At 35.6% G+C, this 20,561-nt stretch carries 19 protein-coding genes; 13 read left to right on the plus strand and 6 right to left on the minus strand.

Annotated elements, in window-relative coordinates; all coding sequences use genetic code 11:
* The first annotated feature begins 35 nt into the window (after positions 1-35).
* The 8 genes from ACT3CE_RS10425 to ACT3CE_RS10460 all read left to right on the plus strand — a co-directional run bounded on the left by ACT3CE_RS10425 (position 36) and on the right by ACT3CE_RS10460 (position 8,826).
* Positions 36-905 carry a hypothetical protein gene (locus ACT3CE_RS10425; protein ID WP_444709719.1) on the plus strand — a complete coding sequence of 290 codons (870 nt, stop codon included), beginning with the start codon at positions 36-38 and terminating at the stop codon, positions 903-905.
* 98 nt (positions 906-1,003) lie between these two features.
* Entirely contained in the window at positions 1,004-1,759 is a 756-nt protein-coding gene (locus tag ACT3CE_RS10430) for a hypothetical protein (protein WP_444709720.1), read from the plus strand.
* Between the two features lie 57 nt (positions 1,760-1,816).
* Entirely contained in the window at positions 1,817-2,722 is a 906-nt protein-coding gene (locus ACT3CE_RS10435; RefSeq protein ID WP_444709721.1) for a hypothetical protein, read from the plus strand.
* A gap of 34 nt (positions 2,723-2,756) precedes the next feature.
* Positions 2,757-3,527: a hypothetical protein gene (locus ACT3CE_RS10440; RefSeq protein WP_444709722.1), complete on the plus strand. Its 771-nt coding sequence runs from the start codon at positions 2,757-2,759 to the stop codon at positions 3,525-3,527.
* Between the two features lie 22 nt (positions 3,528-3,549).
* Complete coding sequence (locus tag ACT3CE_RS10445) at positions 3,550-4,287, plus strand: hypothetical protein (RefSeq protein WP_444709723.1); 738 nt, start codon at positions 3,550-3,552, stop codon at positions 4,285-4,287.
* A 12-nt stretch (positions 4,288-4,299) separates the two neighbouring features.
* Entirely contained in the window at positions 4,300-5,004 is a 705-nt protein-coding gene (locus ACT3CE_RS10450) for a hypothetical protein (protein WP_444709724.1), read from the plus strand.
* A gap of 17 nt (positions 5,005-5,021) precedes the next feature.
* Positions 5,022-7,583, plus strand: a complete 2,562-nt coding sequence (locus tag ACT3CE_RS10455; protein ID WP_444709725.1) for a T9SS type B sorting domain-containing protein — start codon at positions 5,022-5,024, stop codon at positions 7,581-7,583.
* Positions 7,584-7,758: 175 nt separating this feature from the next.
* Positions 7,759-8,826, plus strand: coding sequence for a PorP/SprF family type IX secretion system membrane protein (locus ACT3CE_RS10460; protein ID WP_444709726.1), 1,068 nt, complete (start codon positions 7,759-7,761; stop codon positions 8,824-8,826).
* Positions 8,827-8,985: 159 nt separating this feature from the next.
* On the opposite strand, the gene rsmI is transcribed toward ACT3CE_RS10460, so the two are convergent.
* Both rsmI and ACT3CE_RS10470 read right to left on the minus strand, forming a co-directional pair.
* On the minus strand, positions 8,986-9,702 hold the full coding sequence (gene rsmI, locus ACT3CE_RS10465) for a 16S rRNA (cytidine(1402)-2'-O)-methyltransferase (RefSeq protein ID WP_444709727.1): 717 nt from the start codon (positions 9,700-9,702) through the stop codon (positions 8,986-8,988).
* Between the two features lie 3 nt (positions 9,703-9,705).
* Positions 9,706-10,320, minus strand: coding sequence for a hypothetical protein (locus ACT3CE_RS10470; protein WP_444709728.1), 615 nt, complete (start codon positions 10,318-10,320; stop codon positions 9,706-9,708).
* A 233-nt stretch (positions 10,321-10,553) separates the two neighbouring features.
* Here ACT3CE_RS10470 and ACT3CE_RS10475 point away from each other — a divergent pair, with 233 nt between their 5' ends.
* A complete protein-coding gene (locus ACT3CE_RS10475; RefSeq protein WP_444709729.1) occupies positions 10,554-11,138 on the plus strand; it encodes a thymidine kinase in 585 nt (194 codons plus the stop codon).
* 9 nt (positions 11,139-11,147) lie between these two features.
* Positions 11,148-13,619, plus strand: a complete 2,472-nt coding sequence (locus ACT3CE_RS10480) for a bifunctional UDP-N-acetylmuramoyl-tripeptide:D-alanyl-D-alanine ligase/alanine racemase (RefSeq protein ID WP_444709730.1) — start codon at positions 11,148-11,150, stop codon at positions 13,617-13,619.
* A 172-nt stretch (positions 13,620-13,791) separates the two neighbouring features.
* Here ACT3CE_RS10480 and ACT3CE_RS10485 read toward each other — a convergent pair whose 3' ends face one another.
* Together ACT3CE_RS10485 and ACT3CE_RS10490 are read right to left on the minus strand one after the other, a co-directional pair.
* The gene (locus ACT3CE_RS10485; protein ID WP_320117168.1) at positions 13,792-14,508 is read right to left on the minus strand and encodes a Crp/Fnr family transcriptional regulator; all 717 of its coding nucleotides are present in this window, start codon (positions 14,506-14,508) and stop codon (positions 13,792-13,794) included.
* 157 nt (positions 14,509-14,665) lie between these two features.
* Positions 14,666-16,312 carry an NAD+ synthase gene (locus ACT3CE_RS10490; protein WP_444709731.1) on the minus strand — a complete coding sequence of 549 codons (1,647 nt, stop codon included), beginning with the start codon at positions 16,310-16,312 and terminating at the stop codon, positions 14,666-14,668.
* 297 nt (positions 16,313-16,609) lie between these two features.
* Between ACT3CE_RS10490 and gldB the strand changes: the two genes are divergently transcribed.
* From gldB to ACT3CE_RS10505, 3 genes are read left to right on the plus strand one after another with little or no spacing between them, the layout of a single operon-like run.
* Positions 16,610-17,620: a gliding motility lipoprotein GldB gene (gldB, locus tag ACT3CE_RS10495; RefSeq protein WP_444709732.1), complete on the plus strand. Its 1,011-nt coding sequence runs from the start codon at positions 16,610-16,612 to the stop codon at positions 17,618-17,620.
* 18 nt (positions 17,621-17,638) lie between these two features.
* A complete protein-coding gene (locus ACT3CE_RS10500; protein WP_444709733.1) occupies positions 17,639-18,412 on the plus strand; it encodes a nitrilase-related carbon-nitrogen hydrolase in 774 nt (257 codons plus the stop codon).
* Positions 18,413-18,416: 4 nt separating this feature from the next.
* Positions 18,417-18,968 carry a 5-formyltetrahydrofolate cyclo-ligase gene (locus ACT3CE_RS10505; RefSeq protein ID WP_444709734.1) on the plus strand — a complete coding sequence of 184 codons (552 nt, stop codon included), beginning with the start codon at positions 18,417-18,419 and terminating at the stop codon, positions 18,966-18,968.
* 52 nt (positions 18,969-19,020) lie between these two features.
* Here ACT3CE_RS10505 and ACT3CE_RS10510 read toward each other — a convergent pair whose 3' ends face one another.
* Both ACT3CE_RS10510 and ACT3CE_RS10515 read right to left on the minus strand, forming a co-directional pair.
* Positions 19,021-19,191, minus strand: a complete 171-nt coding sequence (locus tag ACT3CE_RS10510) for a DUF362 domain-containing protein (RefSeq protein ID WP_320117163.1) — start codon at positions 19,189-19,191, stop codon at positions 19,021-19,023.
* A 185-nt stretch (positions 19,192-19,376) separates the two neighbouring features.
* On the minus strand, positions 19,377-20,558 hold the full coding sequence (locus ACT3CE_RS10515; RefSeq protein WP_444709735.1) for a M20 metallopeptidase family protein: 1,182 nt from the start codon (positions 20,556-20,558) through the stop codon (positions 19,377-19,379).
* Positions 20,559-20,561 lie beyond the last annotated feature (3 nt).

Raw genomic sequence — 20,561 nt, forward strand, 5'->3', positions numbered from 1 at the left:
CAAACAAATAATAAATACTATAAAATTAAAGCCTTATGAAAAAACTATTAAACTTAACATTAGCACTGGCTTTCTCTATTGTTAGTTTAAGTGCTTTTGCACAGGATGCAACGCACAATTTATTTTCGATACATACTTTTAAAGTAAATTTGGAAACTGATGGTTCGCATTTGACTGAACATGATGGTAATTTGTATACTTGGACTGTTTTGAATGCAGCAGGAACAGCTGATGCCGCTTCTACTTCTTATTCATTTGTTACAGGTTCTTCTGCAGAAAATTTAAATGAAGTTGAGATTCAATGGTTGGTAGCAGGAGATTACTTGGTTCAGGTTACTGAGCAGAATGCAAGTGGAGCTTGTACAACTCTTCGTCAAATTAGTGTTAAAGTTAATAGTGGTGATGTTGATCTATTGGTTGAGGCTTGTGATGCTGCAGGTAATCCTTTAGTAGATTATGCAGTTGCATCACCAGATTTAACTCCTCTTTCAACTTGTAATGATATGAGTGGTAAAATTATTACACGTGGATCGAACGATTTTGGAAGTTCTGTACGCTACTTTAAGGTTTCTATGACTGCTGGTGGTGTTGCTTGGACTGAAGGAAGTTGGAAATTTGATTATGTTGCAACTGCTGGAACTGTAACTTCAACAGATGCAACAGTTGGAGCTACTGATGTCAACGTAGCACTAGGTACTTCATCTATTGTATTAAAAGTAGAGGTAGCTAATACTCCTGGTCCTATTGCTAGTAATTCAATTAACTTGAACTTGACAGCTTCAGCAGTATCTATTAATACTAATACTGGAGATGTTAATGAAACAGGTACAGCTGATAATAATAAGGCTAAAGATGCAATTGTTATCTTACCTTCTCCGAAAACAACAGATATCTCAGTTAATTAGTGAAGTATCATAAGGCTAAAAAAATACCTTCCCGGCGCAGCCGGGAAGGTATTCAAAAGCCTAATTACTAATAAAGAGTAAAATTTAAACACAAATAATTGAAAAAATCTCTCATCCATAGAATTCTGCTTACACTCCTGTTTGGTGTGTTTGTGCTTGCATCAGCGAGTGCACAGGATGCTGTGTTTTTGGTTGGGAGTACTCATACGGCAAGTTTATCCTTGCATGCGGGTAATACTTGTGAATGGAAAATTTACAAAGTAGCTGATTTTGCAGATACAAAAGATGCAAATCTTGCAGCAGCAGATGAATTTACATTTAAAGATGGAATTGATGATGCAGCAAATGTTAATATTACTTGGGAGAAACCTGGGAAATATTATTTAATCGTTGAGGAATTCAATGGAGGATTGGGAGGATGTTCTACGAGAAGGGCTTATGCGATTCAAGTAGATGATAATCTACTTCAAATGGAGTTTGCAGAAGTTGAGTCAAGCGACTGTTATGATGGAAACAATGAAACATTACTACCAATTAAATTACAGGCAAATGCAACAAATGCATTAGCAGAAAATAATTATGAAGTTACTGTAAATTACACAGTTTTACTGGAAGGTGTAGAAGTTGATTCATACACCAAAACATTTACCTACTTGGAAGTAGGTGCAGACGGAGAGGTAGATCTCTCTGCAGAAGGAATTGTGGAGGAATTGGATAAAACCAAAGAGTACACAATTCGTATTAATTGGGCAAAAGATGGCTTTAATACGCCATTCAATATAGTTTCCGGTAAGGGAACACATACAAGAACCATACATCAACTGCCACAAACAGGAGTTATGGTTCAGCAATAGAAATAGAAATCAGAAAAATCAAAAAATAGATAAGTCAAATAAATAAAATTTAAGATCATGAAAACAAAATTCTACCAAATCGTTTTTTTATGCATTGCCTTCATAGGAATGGCAAATGTTGTGAGTGCGCAGACATTAACAGGAGATCCTTATGATACATTTAATCGATCTTCAAGTATTACTCAAACTGCAAATGTTACGTTGAATTCGGTTCGTCAATACACGATTCCCGGAGATGCAACAGTAGCTTCAGCATCAACTTTTGTATGGAAAATTAAGGGTGGTGTATTTGTAACAGATGCAGATGGAGCCGCAATTTTGGATCCGGCAACAACTGCAGGATTAACTGATAACGGAGACGGAACGTTGACTTATACGTTATTAGGTGATGCATCTAAAGAATCTTCCGTATTTGTAAAGTGGAGTACTGCAGATGCAACAAGTTATGTGGCAGTTTATGAGGAAACAGCTTTTGGTTGTTACAATTCGGCAAATCCATTTAGAGGTTTCCAGATTTCTGTAACAGATCAACTTGAAATATGGTTGGCTGATGCAGCACAAGCAGATATTTGTTCGGGTGATGAAGGAACTGTACGAATTGAGTTGCCAGCTAATTCAGGAGCTGAAGCTGCTAACTATTATCCAATGACTATTAATTATTCGGTAACCGATAAAGATGGTGATGCCATTACAGGTTCTCCATTTACTTTAACACTTGCAACCGCAGATGTTGAAGTTGGAACGGATGCTGAAGCTGGACGTTATTTCTATACAATTAACAGAGGAGTATTAACAGTTGCAGATGTTACAATAGATGATTTCTATACAATTACTTTAGAAAGTGTTACGGATGCATTTAAGGCTACTGGAGTAATAGTTGATGATGCCCCTAATAATAAGTATCCAAGTCATAAAATTAATGTGAGACACTTGCCTCAAACAAATACTATGGTTCAAAACTAATTTTTAAAAACATAAAAGCATAAGCTTTCTATAAATGAAGAAATTCTTCCAACATATCATTCTATTGATACTTGCTCTTTCAGGAGCAGGATGGGAGGCTTATGCTCAAACCTTACCTGATGATTCGTGGACTTTGGTTGATGTATCAGAGAACTCTGTGCATTCTTATACCGTAACAGGAGATAAGAATATGGTTTTGCCATCCGAATTTGTGTGGGTGGTAAATGGAGGAACTCTTTATACCGATGCTTCTGCTACAATTATGGCTGGAGATGGAGCAACAGTTCAAGTTAATGGTGTGGTAGGGAATAAATCAACTTTGTTTGTGAAATGGAATGGTGGAGCAGGAAATGGATATGTTTATGCGTATGAAATATCTAGCTTTGGTTGTCAGCAACCAATTACATTGCAAAGTAAATATACAGGTGTAAGAGTGAATAAAGTTGCAGAGGCAACCGCTCGATTCCTGGCTGATGAAACTGATTATTGTTCTGATGATGGAGAAATCTTCCTTGGAGTGGAATTAAAAGGCTTGGCTCCTTTTAATCTGGCTTACAAAATGGGAAGTAATCCTGCTGTTAGCTTAACAGTTAATCAATCGGATTTATTGGATTTAGATGCAGATGGCGATACAGATGATTACAAATTGATTGTCCCCGGATGGACCGGAATAACTACAGAAACAAATATTGTTTTCATGATCGAAACCATAAGTAGTGATGGAGCTACGGGTACAATTGGATCATTTGGATCGCATACGGTGCATGTTCATCCTTTACCAATAATTAGTGATATAGAATATTAAACAGACTTAAATAATTATAGCTATGAAAAGAATATTATTTGCAATTTTAATTTGTGCAGTATCAGGCATTACTGCTTTTGCACAAAAAGGAGAATTAATGTCGGCAACGCATAATATTTATACAGGAATTGCTCATACCTATAAAGTTACGGGTGATGATGATATTAGTTGGGAAGTTTTTTCTAATGAGGATTGTACATCAACTGCTGATGCAGCGGCATATACTTTTACAGGTACCACTAACTTAACCAAAGAGCTAACATTAACCTGGAATGTTGCAGGTACTTATTATTTGCGTGTAAAGCAGTTAAATACAACAACAAGTTGTTACAATTATAAAACTTTAAAAGTTGTAGTAACTGCTGTTGATGATATGACTTTTGCTTTTGCAGCAAGCGCAACAAGCGAGGATTGTGCGGTTAATATTTCTGGTGCAGATATTAGCTTCGATGTTACATTGAGCGGACTTAATTTGGTACATGTATCTGGTAAGCAAGCTCAAATTGAATATGACGTTGATGGAGGAACAAAAGATTGGTTAAATGTAAGTTTGGCTGAAGGATCTGTACCTGGCACTTACTATATTACTATTCCTGCAGCTCAACTTGTTAGTACTACTCCAGAAGCAACACAATCTTTCGCTATTAATGTATATCAGTTGAAAGATGGTAATGGTGCTACTAATGACTTTACTGCAACACCAGTTACTCATACTTGGATTGCAACTGGTCTTCCAACTATTAGTGATATTGAATTCTAAAATTAAATAGATATGAAAAAAATATATTTATTAATCGCTTTAACTTTTGGTCTTGTGCACTTTGCTAGTGCACAGATCGACCAGCAGGTGACTTTGGGAACTAGCCATAATTATTCTGTTGATGCAGTTACGGGCTATACTTATACCTGGGCTGTTGATGTTGCAGGTTCTGATACCGATCTTAGTGCCGTTACAGGCAACTCTATAAGTATTGATTGGAATCAGAATGCAGGAACATATAACATTACTGTTTTTGCTACAGAAACGGCTACATCCTGTATTTCCGAGACGGAAACTATTACGGTAGAAGTTTTAGGTCAGTCGTCGGTATTATTTGCAGCAGCTGATGATGCAACAACCTGTTCCGATTTAGATGGATATACCGATGGTGGTGGTTCTAGTGCAGGAAGTAGTTCATTCTCTGTTGAATTTACTGGTGGTCTGGCTCCTTACGATTTAGTTTATAAAATATTAAATCCAGATGGAACACAATTAGGAGCTGATATTCCGTTAATTGATCTTCCTGCTTCAGCAACAATTACTGTTGATAATCATTTTATAAATGATGGAACAACATCGGTTGATTATAAAGTGGTACTTGTTAGTGCAACAACTGATGATGGAGCTTCTGTATTGGTTGATGGCGATGTTACCAGCAATACTAGAACTATTACAGTATTACCAAAACCAAGAATTACAGGTGGTATAAAATTTTAATCTGAAATAAAATATAAATGTTTAAAACCTTACTACATAAAACACTGCTTACCGCACTGCTAATCCTCATGGGAGGATTGGCGGCTGTGGCGCAGCAGTATGTAGCTAAGGGAACAACATTAAATTTTAAAGTAGAGGAGAATGCTGCTTACAAATACCATTGGTCGGTAACACATACTACTAAGGGAGAGGTTGCTTATTTGCCATCGAATACTTTCGAATCGGGCGATTATCAGTTTAACGATGCCGGTACCTACGAGGTGAAGGTGTATCCTGAGGATTTGGGGACTTACTGTTTTGGCGAAGCTTTAACTATGCTTGTGGTTGTTGATGAGGCAACACCTACAGCTGTTTTTGAAGAGCTGGAAGTGCCTTATGTATGTTCTCAGAACAATGGCGATGATGTTAATAGTAAACTTAGTGTGACTGTAAATTACGAAGGACCTAAACCATGGACCTTTAAATATTCGGTAGATCGAGACCCTGCCGTTATGCCGGAGGGTGCCGATGAAATATATACAAATACCTTCGATTTCGAAATCGAGATTCGTAATGAATCGGGTAAGCAAAAAACTTCTGAGATTCTTTTGGTAGAAGCCAAAACAATAAGTGGAATACCAGTTGAAGAAGATTTGGATAATCAAACACTTTTTGTGAATGTTTATGCATTACCTACTACCGAATTTGTCGATTACGAACCAGTTATTCAGGCCGGAACACTTCAGGCCTATACGGCACGAGTGGAGTTCCAGGAGAATTATGAGATTTTTGTTCCTGATGGAGCTGTTGTAATGAATGAAAGTACGGTTTTGGAATCAGATGATTTTCATAAGCTGTTAAGTTTCGATGTACAATGGGGGAATACTACTGGCGATTATCAGGTTAAACTGATAGAGCGTAATAATTTCGATTGTGCGGGAGATACAGTATTTGCTAATGTAAAAGTTGTGGAGTCGTTCTCTGTTAGCTTAGGCGATGATTTAAGTTTCTGTGCTGGCGAAAGTCGTACTTTAACCCCAGTTATGGACTTAGATGGAGATTATTCTTTCCTATGGTCCGATGGATCTACAGAACCAACATTAACGGTTAGCGAAAATGGAACTTTCTCGGTTACGGTTACCGATGCCATTTCAGGTAAGCAATCTACTGCATCAGTAAATGTTACATTATTAGAAGCTCCTGTTGTCGATTTAGGTCCGGATTATCAACTGGCCGATGCCGAAATACTAACGCTCGATGCTCAAAATGCAGGTTTGGATTATCTGTGGTCTACTACAGAAACAACACAAACAATACAGGTAAATACAAGTGGTACTTATAGTGTTACTGTAACTAATGCCAATGGCTGTTCGGCTAGCGACGAAATTGTAGTGAGCAGCTTAAGTGATGTATTTGCGATTAATTTAGGCGAAGATCAGGATATTTGTGAAGGCGATGAATTTGTATTGAATCCAAATCCTTCTTTATCACAAAATTATACATACCTGTGGTCTAATGGTGCAGCTACTTCAACATTAACTGTTAGCGAGTCGGGAACTTATTGGGTTACTGTTCGCGACGAGGCAGAAAATAAGCAAACCGATACCCTTGTAATTACTGTTCATCCTCTTCCTATTGTTGATCTTGGCGATGATCTTGTATTATACGATGGTGAAACAGCCACACTTGATGCTGGCGAAGAAGGTCTGAATGGATCTTATGAGTGGAATACAGGAGAAGATAGTCAGACTATTACAGTGAGCGAAGAGAATGTTTATACTGTATTAGTTACAAATGAATTTGGATGTTACAGTACCGACGAAATAAGTGTAATTAAGAAAGAGGGTCATAAATTCACCGTTGATTTAGGTGGTGATCCTAGTCCTATTTGTGAAGGCGATAGTATTTATCTGGAGCCAGGTATAGATCGTGAATTTGCATCGGAAGCAACTTACCGTTGGATACCTTCAGAATCTACCGAAAAAGGTATTTTTGTTTCGCAAACAGGTAAATATTGTGTAGAAGTAACCGATCCTTATGGAAATACCGAAGGCGATTGTATCGAATTAACAGTTAATCCATCTCCTGAGGTAGATTTAGGTGAAGATTTAGTTCTCAACAATGGGGAAACCGTTGAGCTGGACGCAGAAAATATTGGTTCTACTTACATGTGGTTTGTAGATTCAGATATTGATATTAAGCCAAGTGCTATCGAACAGATTATTGAGGTTAGTGAAACTGGCGAGTATCGTGTAGAAGTTACCAACGAGTATAGTTGTACTGCCAGAGATACGATTAATATCTTATTTGGTGGTAGTCAATTCTCGGTAGATTTACCTACTGCATTTTCTCCAGGTTCAAATAAAGAAGATAACAAGGTGTTAAAACTTTTTGGAGATACCGAAGAAATCAAAGAGATGAGTTTGATTATTTATAACAGACTTGGACATAAAGTATTTCAGGCTAATTATAATGTTGGTTGGGATGGTACTTACAAAGGACAAAATCTTGATATGGATGCTTATGTATACTTCCTTAAAGTAACATTTAGTGATGGTGGTCAATTCCAAAAGCAAGGAAATGTAACTCTAATCAGATAAATTTGATTAATCGAATTTTATTGGTGGTATAATTTAGAATTGATTAAGTATATTTAAACCGTGTAAAAAATGTGTTTAATTATAATATTTATGTTTGGGTAATTGCTAAAAAATACCCATTTTCATAATTTAAAGAAGGGCCATTCTTATTGGGAATGGCTTTTTACAAACATTTATGAGAAGAAAATTGTTATTTGTATTATGTATCTTGTTTTTTGGGATCAGTAAGATCTCAGCACAACGTGTACACTCTTCTCAATTTTACTCGATACCTTTATTGTTAAATCCAGCCTTAACCGGAAACTCCGATTATAACCTTCGTGGGGGAATGAATTACCGTAACCAATGGAATAGTGTTACGACTCCTTTTGTGTCGCAATCTGTTTTTGTGGATGGTAAATTATCAACACAATTACTTAGCTCTTCGTGGATTGGTATTGGTGGTATGATTTTTAACGATAAGGCTGGAGATGGTGGATTAAAAACTACTCAGGTAATGTTTTCTTCCTCTTTGAATAAGAGCTTAAATGCAGGAAATACTCTGTTTATTCATGCTGGATTAGGTCTAGAGCTAATAAACAAATCGGTTGATTTTAATAAACTTACTTTTGGAGAACAATGGGAAAACGGAGTTTTCGATCCCACTAGAAATAATAATGAAGATTATACTTCTCAGTCTTTGTTTTATATGGATTTTTCAGGTGGACTTATGATGACCTATTTCAGAGGGAAAACAAAATATTTTATTGGGAGTGCTATTAGTCATATCAATCAGCCCGAAGAATCTTTTTATGGAGAGCGCGAAACAATTAATAACCTAAAAAGGAAGTTTGCTATACACGGAGGGTTTGAAAGTCGTGTAAGTCCGCGAATGTATATAAAACCGGAAATAATGCATACCATAGAAAAAGGGGCCAGCGAATGGATTGCGGGTGCTAATGGGATGTCTCTTTTTGGCGAAAAAGGTACAATTTTTCATTATGGTATCTGGTATCGCTTTACTCAGGATATTATTCCTGTTTTTGGATATGAGAAAAAACGCTTGAAGGTTCTGCTTTCTTACGATATTAATGTCTCCGATTTACAAACGGCATCATCAAATCGTGGGGGATTAGAGATCTCATTAACTTACAATTATAATTATTCTAACCCAAGAGAAATACGTAAACTTAAACGTCGCCAAAAAGTGAAAAAACTAGGCGATAAGGCAATCTCCTGTCCTAAGTTTTCTCACGAAGATTAAGGTTTCAAGCTCTAAGCTCCAAGTTTCAAGATCCAAGTATCAAGGTTCAAGTATTAAGTACGAAATATTAGGATTCAAGTTCTGAAGATTAAATTTCAATTGAGAAAGAGAAATAGCGAGCTTGCTGTTTAGTATAAAGTTTGGCAAGTTTGTTTGTAATTAGGACTGTCTATCTTTTTTGATATATTCTTTTTTCTTTTTTTCTATTACTTTGCCTTCAACAATAATTACAATTTCGCCTTTTACCGTTTTCGAGCTAAAATGTTGAATTAATTCGCTAAGTGTGCCTCTGGCATTTTCTTCATGCAGTTTTGTTAATTCTCTCGAAACAGCAGCCTTTCGGTTTTCCCCCATAACATCGGCAAATTGTTGTAATGTTTTTACCAATCGGTGAGGCGATTCATAAAAAATCATGGTATGTGTTTGTTCGGCCAACTCGTTTAATTTGGTTTGGCGACCTTTTTTCTGAGGCAGAAAGCCTTCGAAACAAAATCGATCACAAGGCAAGCCCGAATTTACCAAAGCAGGAACAAAAGCTGTTGCTCCGGGTAAACATTCTACATTAATTCCCTGTTCGGCACAATGTTTTACCAAAAAGAAACCTGGGTCGGAAATGCCAGGAGTACCCGCATCAGAAATAAGGGCAATGGTTTCACCTGCTAAAATCCGGTTAACGATATTTTCGGAGGTTTTATGCTCGTTAAACTTGTGATGCGAAAGCAAAGGCTTGCTAATTTCGTAATGCTTTAAAAGAAAGCCTGAGGTTCTTGTATCTTCAGCTAAAATTAAATCAACACTTTTTAAAACGTTAATTGCTCTTAGGGTAATATCTTCCAGGTTTCCAATAGGAGTAGGAACAAGGTAAAGTTTCGACATACTTTAAAATTTTCTCTTTGTGATTTCGATAAATTGATTAACTATTGGATCCTCAAAATCCCAATTTTTATTTTTCCTGAAATGATCTTCTATGCTGCTAAAATTATCGGCACTATTAATAAAATTAATTTCAGTATTGTATTCTTCAGTACTATTATTAAACAACTCGCGGGTGAATAAAAATCGATCATTAATTCCTATTGCCGATTGAATATCACTTAAAGAGTTAGAGAAAAATTTTTCTCCCAGAATTTCCGAGCTTGGCTTTTGCAACTGATCGTTTAAATTCGATGCTTCTTCAGGTTCAGCAGTTTTGAGCTTAACTGTTTCCGGAATAATAGTTTCGGGAGTATTTTCTACAGTAATTTCTGGTTTTTCTTTAGGTTTTATTTCAACATTTACTGTTTCAATAAGAATTTCAGGTTTTTCTATTTCTTTAACAGGATGGGTAAAACTTAACTTTAACAATTCAAATTCTTTGCTTAATCCTTCAATTCTGTCCGAAAGTAAAGGCATATCTTTTTCTAAATCATAAGGCTGATTTTTGAAATGCTCTAATAAGCTTTGAATTTCTCCCGTTTTATTCAAGAGCAGTTGAATCATTAATTTCTTATCCATCTGTTTTATTTTTTATCGATATTAAAGATCGAAGCGAGTTGGTTAAAACTGATTTTCTATACAAAGAAACGAGAATTTTTTGATTTGATTGTTTCCAACTGCCATTATAGGCTTTGGAAAATGGATTTAAAATATGATTTATCCAAAATGTTTACAATTATGACTTGTATGGCTAGAAATAAATCTGTTTTCCTATTTTTGTATATCTATGTAAAATGCCTAAACTATAATACATGTTTCTTGAGAATGATATAAACAGAGCTGGTCGAAATGGGTGGATCGAGGTAATCGTAGGATCCATGTTTTCGGGGAAAACCGAAGAACTAATCCGTCGTTTGAACCGTGCTAAGATTGCTCGCCAGAAGGTAGAGATTTTTAAACCTCATATCGATGTGCGCTATTCCGAAGATGAGGTAGTATCGCACAATGCCAATGCTATTCGATCTACACCAGTTGAAACTTCGGCCAATATTCTTCTGTTGGCCAGCAATGTTGATGTGATTGGTATCGACGAAGCACAATTTTTCGACGATGGATTGGCAGAAGTTTGTAATCAACTTGCAAATCAGGGGGTTCGGGTAATTGTTGCAGGTTTGGATATGGATTTTAGAGGAAACCCTTTTGGACCGATACCAAACCTAATGGCAAGAGCCGAATATGTTACTAAAGTTCATGCGGTATGTATGCGATGTGGTAATTTAGCCAATTATTCTCACCGTTTATCCGAAGCCGATAAGCTTGTGGTTCTGGGCGAAAAGGAAGAATATGAGCCTTTATGTCGTTCCTGTTACTCAAAAATATACAGCACAACCAAGTAAATTAATTAAATGAGATCTGAAAATACTTATAGCTTAAGAGCACTAAAAGATATTGTTAAAGGTACTCTTTTGGGTAATCCTGATATTTTTATTCGATCTATTGCTATTGATAGCAGATCTCTTTTGATTGACGAACAAATCCTGTTTTTTGCTTTGCTGGGCGATCGTCACGATGGACATGCTTATGTTACCGATTTGTATCAGAAAGGCATTCGTGCTTTTGTTATTTGTAAGGATAAGATCGATTGCAGTAATTTTCCTGATGCAGGATTTATAGTAGTACCCAATACACTAAAAGCTCTTCAAAAATTAAGTGCTTACCATCGCAGAAAATTTTCTTATCCGGTTATTGGAGTAAGCGGAAGCAACGGAAAAACAATTGTGAAAGAATGGTTGTATCAAATTTTAAATCAGTCATTTTCAATTGTTCGAAGCCCGAGGAGTTATAATTCTCAGGTTGGTGTTCCTTTATCGGTGTGGAATATGAATACCGATGCCAATTTGGCAATAATTGAAGCGGGTATTTCCAAGCCCGAAGAAATGGAAAAACTGGCAAAAATTATTCAGCCTACCTTTGGTGTTTTTACTCATTTGGGCGATGCTCACCGCGAAAATTTTAAAAGCAAACTTCATCTTCTTAAAGAGAAAATTAAGTTATACACCTCTTGCGAAGCTATTGTTTACTGTGCCGACGATTCGATTGTTGAAACAGCTTTGCACAATGAATTTGGAAGCCAGAAAATTTACCTAAACTGGTCGAGGAAGAATAGCTCCTTTTTCAGGATTCTAAAGGAAAATACCGAAGATTCCTGCACCAGAATAAAATATCAATGTCTCAATGATAAAGGGGAAATTGTAGTTCCTTTTACCGATAAAGCATCGTTAAATAATGCAATTACCTGTTGTGTTCTGGCCTTTGGTTTGAAGATAAAAAAAGAGCTTATTCAGGAAAAAATACAAAAGCTGGAACCTATTGCCATGCGTTTGGAAACGAAAGAAGGATCTGGTAATTGTACCCTTATTAATGATTATTACAATTCCGATTTTGGTTCTTTGGAAATAGCTGTTGATTTAATGAATCGTCAGCAAAAAGATAAAAAGAAAACTTTAATTCTTTCAGATATCTACCAAACAGGAATTTCTGATGAAAAATTATATAACAAGCTATCTAAAATGCTTGTTAAAAAGAAAGTAGATCGATTTATTGGCATTGGAAAAAGAATTTCTTCGCAGGCCGATTCTTTCGAACAAGAGGCTAGTTTTTATCCATCAACAGATCTTTTTCTGTCTCATTTAAATAGGAATCAGTTTCGCGACGAGGTAATTCTAATTAAAGGAGCACGTGATTTTCATTTCGAGAGAATATCCAATGCATTGCAATGTAAAGCCCACAGAACGGTTCTGGAAATTAACCTTACAGCAATGGTTCACAACCTAAATTATTTTAGATCTTTACTTAAGCCCGAAACAAAATTAACGGTTATGGTAAAGGCTTTTTCCTATGGAAGTGGATCAATAGAAATTGCAAATTTGTTGCAATATCATCAGGTTGATTATTTAGCTGTTGCCATTGCCGATGAAGGGGTGGAGTTACGAAATGCGGGTATTAATATCCCAATAATTGTAATGAATCCGGAACCGCACTCGTTCGAAACAATGATTGAGTATCGCTTAGAACCTGAAATTTATAATCTTAACATTCTTAGGGAATTTGAACAGGAGCTGCGTCGTAATATGGAAAAAAAATATCCAATCCATTTAAAATTAGATACAGGAATGCATCGAATGGGATTTATGGAACAGGATATAGATACTCTCATTAGTGAAATAAAAGATAAGGATCAGTTTTATATTCGTTCGGTGTTTTCTCATTTGGCTGGGGCCGATGAGCCTCAGCACGACGAGTTTACCCGCGAGCAAATCGACTTATTTACTCGCTGGAGTGATAAAATCAGGAGTGCGTTTGCTTATGGTATCGATCGTCATCTTTTAAATTCGGCAGGAATAGAACGCTTTACCGATGCGCAATTCGAAATGGTGCGACTTGGCATTGGATTGTATGGGGTAAGTCCTGCTAATCAGGATAAATTAATGAATGTGAGTACGCTAAAAACTACTATTTCTCAGATTAAAATCATTGCAAAAGAAAATACGATTGGTTATGGTCGAATGGGGATTTTAAGTAAAGATACTCGTATTGGAATTATTCCTATTGGTTATGCCGATGGTTTTAATCGTAAGCTAAGTAAGGGGGTGGGTAAAGTGTTAGTAAATGGAAAAATATGCCCTGTTATTGGTAATATTTGTATGGATATGAGCATGATTGATCTTAGCAATGTTGATGCAAATGAAGGCGATTCTGTGATAATTTTTGGTGATGATTATTCTGTGAGCAAAATGGCTATGCAGCTCGATACCATTCCTTACGAAATTCTTACTACTATTTCTCGCCGGGTTAAGCGTGTTTATTTGCAGGAATAATAAATATTTAGATTCTTTGATGTTTCCACTCAAAGTGTAATTGTCAGTAAGGCATTTGCAGGTTAAAATCTATAGATAATCTTACTTTAGTGAGAATATCAGACCAATGAGATAGGATAAAAAAAAAGAGACGATATTCTACCGTCTCTTCATTCAATATTGTTCTTAAAAGTTATCCTAACTTACTTATTCTATCAAGGCGAACCTTGTCTAGTATTTTTATTTTTCGTCCATCAATAGCAATTACACCTTCGCTGGCAAAAGTCGAGAGTGTGCGAATTGCATTGGATGTGGTCATATTCGATAAGTTTGCAATATCTTCTCTCGATAAATATACCTTAATGGTGGCTTCATCGTCTTCAAATCCATAAGTATCACGCAAAAATAGTAATGATTCTGCCAAACGTCCGCGAATATGCTTTTGTGTTAGCGTAATGGTTCTGTTATTTGAGAAACCAAGTTCCGTAGAAAGTGAACGAATAATACAAAGAGCCAGTTCTGCATTCGAACGAAGGAGTTTTAGTATTAAATCATAGCTTACCGTACAGGTTATAGAATCTTCGATAGCAACTGCCGATGCAATATTATTCTCCTCGGCAAAAAGTGCACGATAGCCAATAAAACCGATTGGTTTAGCCATGCGTACTATTTGCTCTCGTCCGCCAACACCTTCTTTAAAAATTTTTACTTTTCCTTCTGATAAACAGATTAGACCAATTGGTCTTTCTCCTTCTTTGTAAATGTATTCGCCTTTCTTAAAAAAAGAACAAGTCATATTCGACTTTAATTCTTCTTTCTCGCCAGGAGTAAGAACATTAAAAACAGAGTTTGGATTGCTTATTATTTCCCCACAAATAGTCTCTCTCGACTTTCTTTCATTCTCAATCATACAAAAAGCGGAATATGGTTTAAAAAATATACTTGCATGTTTTAAAACACTTCAAAAGTATATAAATGAAATCAAAAGAGAAAACAAATAGAGAAAAAAATCATTATTACCTATCTGTTCGACAACATGCTATATTGTAGGTGTTTATACCCAATACTTAGTGTTTTGCTACCAATGGTATTTTTCTTCCGAAACCAAAAGCCTTAGATGAAACGCGCAATATAGGCGGAGTTTGGAATCTTTTGTACTCATTCATGTTTACCAAACGAATTGCCTTTTTTACTGTTTCTTTTTCGAAACCTTCATTAATTATTTCTTCTAAAGACATATTTTTTTCTATATATCGATACAAAATACCATCTAAAATGTCATAATCGGGTAAGGAATCGGAATCTTTTTGATCAGGTCGCAATTCTGCTGAGGGTGGTTTTACAATCGTGTTTTCGGGAATAACTTCGGCATCTTTATTCATAAACCAGGCCATTTTAAACACATCGGTTTTGTACACATCACCTAATACCGATAATCCTCCGTTCATATCTCCGTAAAGGGTACCGTATCCAACAGCAGCCTCACTTTTGTTAGATGTATTAAGAAGTATGTGTCCGAATTTATTGGACAGACCCATCATTAAAGTTCCACGAATTCGGGCTTGTATGTTTTCTTCGGCAACATTAAAAGGTAAGTCGCCAAAAATAGGACTTAATGATTTTTGAAATTCATTAAATATATCCTGAATTGCAACAATTTCGTATTGTATTCCCAGATTTTCGGCCAAATCTACAGCATCTTTAATGGAATGATCCGAAGAAAATTCCGATGGTAAAAGCAGTACTCTCACATTTTCTTTGCCAAGAGCCCGCTGGGCTAAAACAACTGTAACGGCAGAATCGATACCTCCCGATAAGCCTAAAGTGGCTTGTTTAAAGCCCATTTTACCAAAGTAATCTTTTAGTCCTAGTACCAGGGCATCATGAATTTTTTCGATGTAATCAACTTCCTTTTCCTCAATTTGAGAATTTTCTATTTCATTTAAATCAACAATCTTATAATCTTCCTCGAAATATTGTAATCGACAAGCAAGTTCGCCTTTCGAGTTTAGCACCATGGAATCGCCATCGAAAATTAATTCGGTGTGTGCGCCAATTTGGTTCACATAGAAAACCGGCAACTGGTAGTTCTGGCTGCACGATTTAAGAATGTTGGTTCGGTAATCTTTTTGATTGTATGAAAAGGGTGAGGCCGCAATATTTACTACAAAATCGGGCTGTAATTTGTTTAGTTCCTCCATGGGGGAAACGGTGTACAGTTCCGACTTTGAAAAATTATTATCGGTTGGCTGATTTTCCCACAAATCTTCACAAATCGTTATGGCAATTTTTTTGCCCTTAAATTCTACCAGTGAAAATTCTGTGTTAGGTTCGAAATATCTGTACTCATCGAAAATATCGTAATTTGGCAATAAGGTTTTATTGTGGATACTTTCTACTTTTCCATCGGAAATAAAATAGGCCGAATTGTAAAGATTTTTACCTTTTGTATTTGGATTTATGGATGGACCACCAATTACTGCCGCGATATCGGTACAACTTTCTGTAACTTTCTCTAAGGCTAGTAAAGTACGATCAACAAAATCTTTGCGCTCTAATAAATCTTTTGGAGGATATCCACAAATGGCCAATTCAGAAAAAATAACCAAATCGACATTTTCTTTTTTAGACTTTTCGATGCATGAAATTATTTTTTCTGTATTGCTTTCGAAATTGCCAATATGGTAGTTTAATTGTGCTAATGCTATTTTCATTTTGTTTAGAAATGAGATTTAAGACATTAGATATTAGATTTTAACCTGATATCTATTATAATTAAAAAATAAAATACAAAAGGGAATGAGCAGAACGACGAATGGATACTGTAAGTTCTTAGGTCTTACTTCTCAAATCTTTTATTTGTATTGCACAAATTTAGTTATAAAAAAGAAATGAAATGTGCTGCAAACGAAAAAGCTGAGCATTAAGTGGCGAAATTGTTTTCTTTGAATTATGCTTTGTTTATTTTTGAGAATAACAATCCATAAAATAAATATTTAAAATTCTTTTGAATGAATTTATTAAAACAGATACTTAAACTTTTAATTCCAATTCTAATTGTAAGTAATCTTTCTTCCTGTAAGTCTAAAAATAATAATCCCGATGTTTCGGATATTGATGTAAAGCTTACGATTAAACGTTTCGATAAGGATTTATTTAAGCTAAAGAAAGATCCTGATCTTGAAAAATTTAAAATGGAATATAAAGATTTTTTATCCTTATATAGCAATAAGGTAATTGGATTGGGAGATATTAATACTCCGGATTATATCGATTATCTGAATAAGTTTTTATACGATTCGATTATTAGTGAAGTTAGTCAGCAGGTTTTTGCCGTTTATCCGGATATGGCAGGAAAAGAGGTAGAGTTGACCGAAGCTTTTAAGCATTTAAAGTATTATTTTCCCGATCTCCGAATCCCGCAATTTTATACTCAGATATCTGGATTTAACCAATCGATTGTTGTTGCCAAAGATATTATTGGCATAAGCCTTGATAAATATTTAGGCGAAAAATGTGAATTTTATTCTCGCTTAAGAACACCAATGTATGCGCGTAAAAATATGATTCCCAAAAGAATTACTCAGGATGTAATTCTTGCTTATGGATTAACAGAGTTCCCTTTTCGTCCTAAAAAGGATGATTTAATTAGTAATATGATTTACCAGGGGAAGATTCGATATTTCATGGAAAAACTAATGCCCGATTTACCTGCTGCCGATGTAATGAAATATACCGATGAGGAATTGGCGTGGTGTGAAGAGAACAAAGCATTAATCTGGGGATATATTATTGAACAAAAACATTTGTTTAATACCGAGTATCGAACCATTATTAAATACATTAACGATGGACCTTTTACACCGGGAATGCCAGAAGAATCGCCTTCTAGAACAGGAATCTGGATGGGCTTACAGATTGTAAAGGAATTCATGAAAAAGAATGAGGATTATTCGCTCGAGAAATTAATGAAGGAAAATGATTATGGTATGATATTGAGAGCTTCGGCTTTTCAACCCTGAGAAACTAAATTTGTGGAAATGAAAATTGCACTGATACAATTTGCTCCGGTTTTTGGAGATCTGAAATCGAATATAGAAAGATTAAAACCTTTATTGGTGAAGGCTAAAAATGCCGATTTACTTGTTTTACCTGAACTGGCAAATTCGGGTTATAATTTCGGTTCAATAGAGGAGGCAAAGCAATTTTCTGAAACTATTGAAGACAGCATTTTTATAAATTTTTTGAAAAAGTATTGCAGAGAGTTTCAATTTTGTGTGGCAACAGGCTTTTTGGAACGAGAAGATCGCAAATTATTTAATTCGGCTCTTTTAATAGACCAAACAGGCGTAATTGGTAAGTACCGAAAGCTTCATTTGTTTATGAAAGAGAAAGAATATTTTGCGCCTGGCAATTTAGGATTACCTATTTTTACTATTGGCGATGTTAAAATAGGAATGCTTATTTGTTTCGATTGGATGTTTCCTGAAGTGTGGAGAAGACTGGCACTTAAAGATGTGGATTTAATTTTGCATCCCTCGAATCTGATTTTGCCTTATGCTCAATCGGTCATTCCTTCTTATTCTTTAGTCAATAGAATCTTTATTGCTACAGCAAATAGAGTAGGAACAGAAGAAGACTTAAGATTTACGGGACAATCTGTAATTACAAATCCTAAAGGCGAACTTATTGCCCAAGCAGGCACTGAAGAAGAAATCGTAATTTTGGATATTGATCCTAAACTTGCCAGAGATAAAATGATTACTCCCATGAATGATGCTTTTAAAGATAGAAGAAGAGATATATACAAATAAAACGATGGACACAAATACGAATATAGACCAGGAGAAGAAAAAAATCCGTAAAGAAATAAAGCTATTGAAGCTAGAATATTCCGAAGCGCAAAAAAAAGAATTGTCGCAGCCCGTTTTAAAAAAACTGGAAGAAATGCCTGAGTTTATCGATGCAAAAGTAGTAATGCTTTACTGGTCGATGAAAGATGAGGTGTTTTCGCACGATTTTGTTTGTAAATGGGCAAAAAAGAAAAAAGTAATTTTGCCCTGTGTAAAAGGTGCAACCCTTGATTTAAAAGAGTTTAAAGGACGTGAATATTTAGTTGATGGAGAAAATTATGGTATTCCCGAACCCGACGGACCCGTATTTATGGCTGAAGATGAAATTGATTTAATTTTGATTCCTGGAGTAGCTTTCGATAAGCAAAATAATAGGATGGGACGAGGAAAAGCATATTACGATCGTTTATTACAATCATTAAGTGCTTATAAGGTCGGAATATGTTTTGATTTTCAGATTTTGGATCAAGTTCCAATTGATGAGCATGATATTAAAATGAATACCATTATCCACTAATAAAAAAACCAGTGATCTGATCACTGGTTTTTTTAATATCGGTTAGTTGCGATTATTCAGGGTGAATAGCTTCTACCGGACAAGCGTCAACGCAAGTACCACAATCGGTACAAAGATCTGCGTCAATTACATAATGCTCATCACCCATAGAGATAGCTTCAACAGGACATTCTCCTTCACAAGAACCGCAAGAAATACAGTCGTCGTTAATTACGTAAGCCATTTTATTTTATTTTTAATGTTAATACTATCACAAATGTAATATCATATTTTTAATGAGAAAATAAATTCTTCAGTAAATTTTCTATTTTTAAAGAAATTAAATAATAATATAACATATTTTAATATTTAAACTTCATAAATAAAGAGAGTTGCACTCTTTATTTATAATGTTTAGATAAGAAAAAGCTATTTATTTAAATAAGAAATAGCCAGCCAGGCCATTGTTCTCATCGATGTTTCTAAAGCATTTTCGTTTGCCTCAAAATTTGAAGTATGAAGAGCTCCATTTTTATCTGATTTTACACCGAAGCGATAAAATGTAGCAGGATATTTTTGAGAATAAAAGCCAAAATCTTCCGTTGTCATACGAATATCCATATTTACAACCTTGTCTTCTCCCAATAAGTCAATTGCATTTAATTTGGCCTGATCGGTATAGTTTTCATGATTCACCAAAAATGGGTAGCCATGCCTGATATCCACTTCACACTCGGCGCCCATCCCTTTGGCTGTTGATTGTGCAATAGAGGTAATTAGTTGTTTAGCCTTAGCACGCCATTCTTCGTTCATGGTACGAAAAGTGCCAGCTATTTTTACTTCATCGGGAATAATATTAGTAGCTCCATTGGCTTCTATTTTTCCGAACGATAAAACGGTTGGAATTCTTGCATCGCAATGTCTGCTTACAATTTGTTGTAAGGCAACAATAATATGAGAGGCAATTAATACATTATCAGTACAGCGGTGAGGCATTGCTGCATGTCCACCTTTTCCTTTTACGGTAAGATATATTTCATCGCCTGAAGCCATATACATTCCCGACCGAAAACCAACCGTTCCAGTCGGCATATCCGGTAAAACATGTTGTCCCAAGATCCACTCCGGTTCGGGTTGTAAGGCATTTTCCTCCATCATTAGGCGTGCTCCGCCGGGTAATAATTCCTCGCCAGGCTGAAAAATTAACAATATACTTCCTTCCCATTCCGATTTAAATTCATTTAAGATTTTCGCAGCACCCAAAAGACTTGCAATATGCATATCGTGACCACAAGCATGCATTACACCTTTGTTAAGCGAGCAATATTTGTTTTCGGGGTTTTCCGTAATTGGCAAAGCATCCATATCAGAACGTAAAGCAATTACTTTTTTTTGAGGATTTACACCTTTAATTATGCCTACAATTCCTGTTTTTACATATCCATTTTTATAGGCTATTCCATAATCATCTAATTTCGATTGAATGTATTTTGAGGTTTCAAATTCCTCGAAAGATAATTCGGGATGCTTGTGCAGGTGGGAACGAATCTCTATTATTTCTTTTTTTACAGATTTTGCATATTCTGTAATTTTATTTTTTAGATCAATCATATC

The sequence above is a fragment of the Marinifilum sp. RC60d5 genome, from assembly GCF_052400665.1.
In the GTDB taxonomy this organism is placed as follows: Bacteria; Bacteroidota; Bacteroidia; order Bacteroidales; family Marinifilaceae; genus JBQTGK01.

Excerpts from the sequence above, each read along its gene's own strand:
- ACT3CE_RS10500 (WP_444709733.1), top strand. The coding sequence starts at position 17,639 with ATGAAAATTGCACTGATACAATTTGCTCCGGTTTTTGGAGATCTGAAA.
- ACT3CE_RS10435 (WP_444709721.1), top strand. The coding sequence starts at position 1,817 with ATGAAAACAAAATTCTACCAAATCGTTTTTTTATGCATTGCCTTCATA.
- ACT3CE_RS10505 (WP_444709734.1), top strand. The coding sequence starts at position 18,417 with ATGGACACAAATACGAATATAGACCAGGAGAAGAAAAAAATCCGTAAA.
- ACT3CE_RS10475 (WP_444709729.1), top strand. The coding sequence starts at position 10,554 with ATGTTTCTTGAGAATGATATAAACAGAGCTGGTCGAAATGGGTGGATC.
- rsmI (WP_444709727.1), bottom strand. The coding sequence starts at position 9,702 with ATGTCGAAACTTTACCTTGTTCCTACTCCTATTGGAAACCTGGAAGAT.
- ACT3CE_RS10455 (WP_444709725.1), top strand. The coding sequence starts at position 5,022 with ATGTTTAAAACCTTACTACATAAAACACTGCTTACCGCACTGCTAATC.
- ACT3CE_RS10425 (WP_444709719.1), top strand. The coding sequence starts at position 36 with ATGAAAAAACTATTAAACTTAACATTAGCACTGGCTTTCTCTATTGTT.
- gldB (WP_444709732.1), top strand. The coding sequence starts at position 16,610 with ATGAATTTATTAAAACAGATACTTAAACTTTTAATTCCAATTCTAATT.
- ACT3CE_RS10480 (WP_444709730.1), top strand. The coding sequence starts at position 11,148 with ATGAGATCTGAAAATACTTATAGCTTAAGAGCACTAAAAGATATTGTT.
- ACT3CE_RS10510 (WP_320117163.1), bottom strand. The coding sequence starts at position 19,191 with ATGGCTTACGTAATTAACGACGACTGTATTTCTTGCGGTTCTTGTGAA.
- ACT3CE_RS10460 (WP_444709726.1), top strand. The coding sequence starts at position 7,759 with ATGAGAAGAAAATTGTTATTTGTATTATGTATCTTGTTTTTTGGGATC.
- ACT3CE_RS10445 (WP_444709723.1), top strand. The coding sequence starts at position 3,550 with ATGAAAAGAATATTATTTGCAATTTTAATTTGTGCAGTATCAGGCATT.
- ACT3CE_RS10470 (WP_444709728.1), bottom strand. The coding sequence starts at position 10,320 with ATGGATAAGAAATTAATGATTCAACTGCTCTTGAATAAAACGGGAGAA.
- ACT3CE_RS10490 (WP_444709731.1), bottom strand. The coding sequence starts at position 16,312 with ATGAAAATAGCATTAGCACAATTAAACTACCATATTGGCAATTTCGAA.
- ACT3CE_RS10485 (WP_320117168.1), bottom strand. The coding sequence starts at position 14,508 with ATGATTGAGAATGAAAGAAAGTCGAGAGAGACTATTTGTGGGGAAATA.
- ACT3CE_RS10440 (WP_444709722.1), top strand. The coding sequence starts at position 2,757 with ATGAAGAAATTCTTCCAACATATCATTCTATTGATACTTGCTCTTTCA.
- ACT3CE_RS10515 (WP_444709735.1), bottom strand. The coding sequence starts at position 20,558 with ATGATTGATCTAAAAAATAAAATTACAGAATATGCAAAATCTGTAAAA.
- ACT3CE_RS10450 (WP_444709724.1), top strand. The coding sequence starts at position 4,300 with ATGAAAAAAATATATTTATTAATCGCTTTAACTTTTGGTCTTGTGCAC.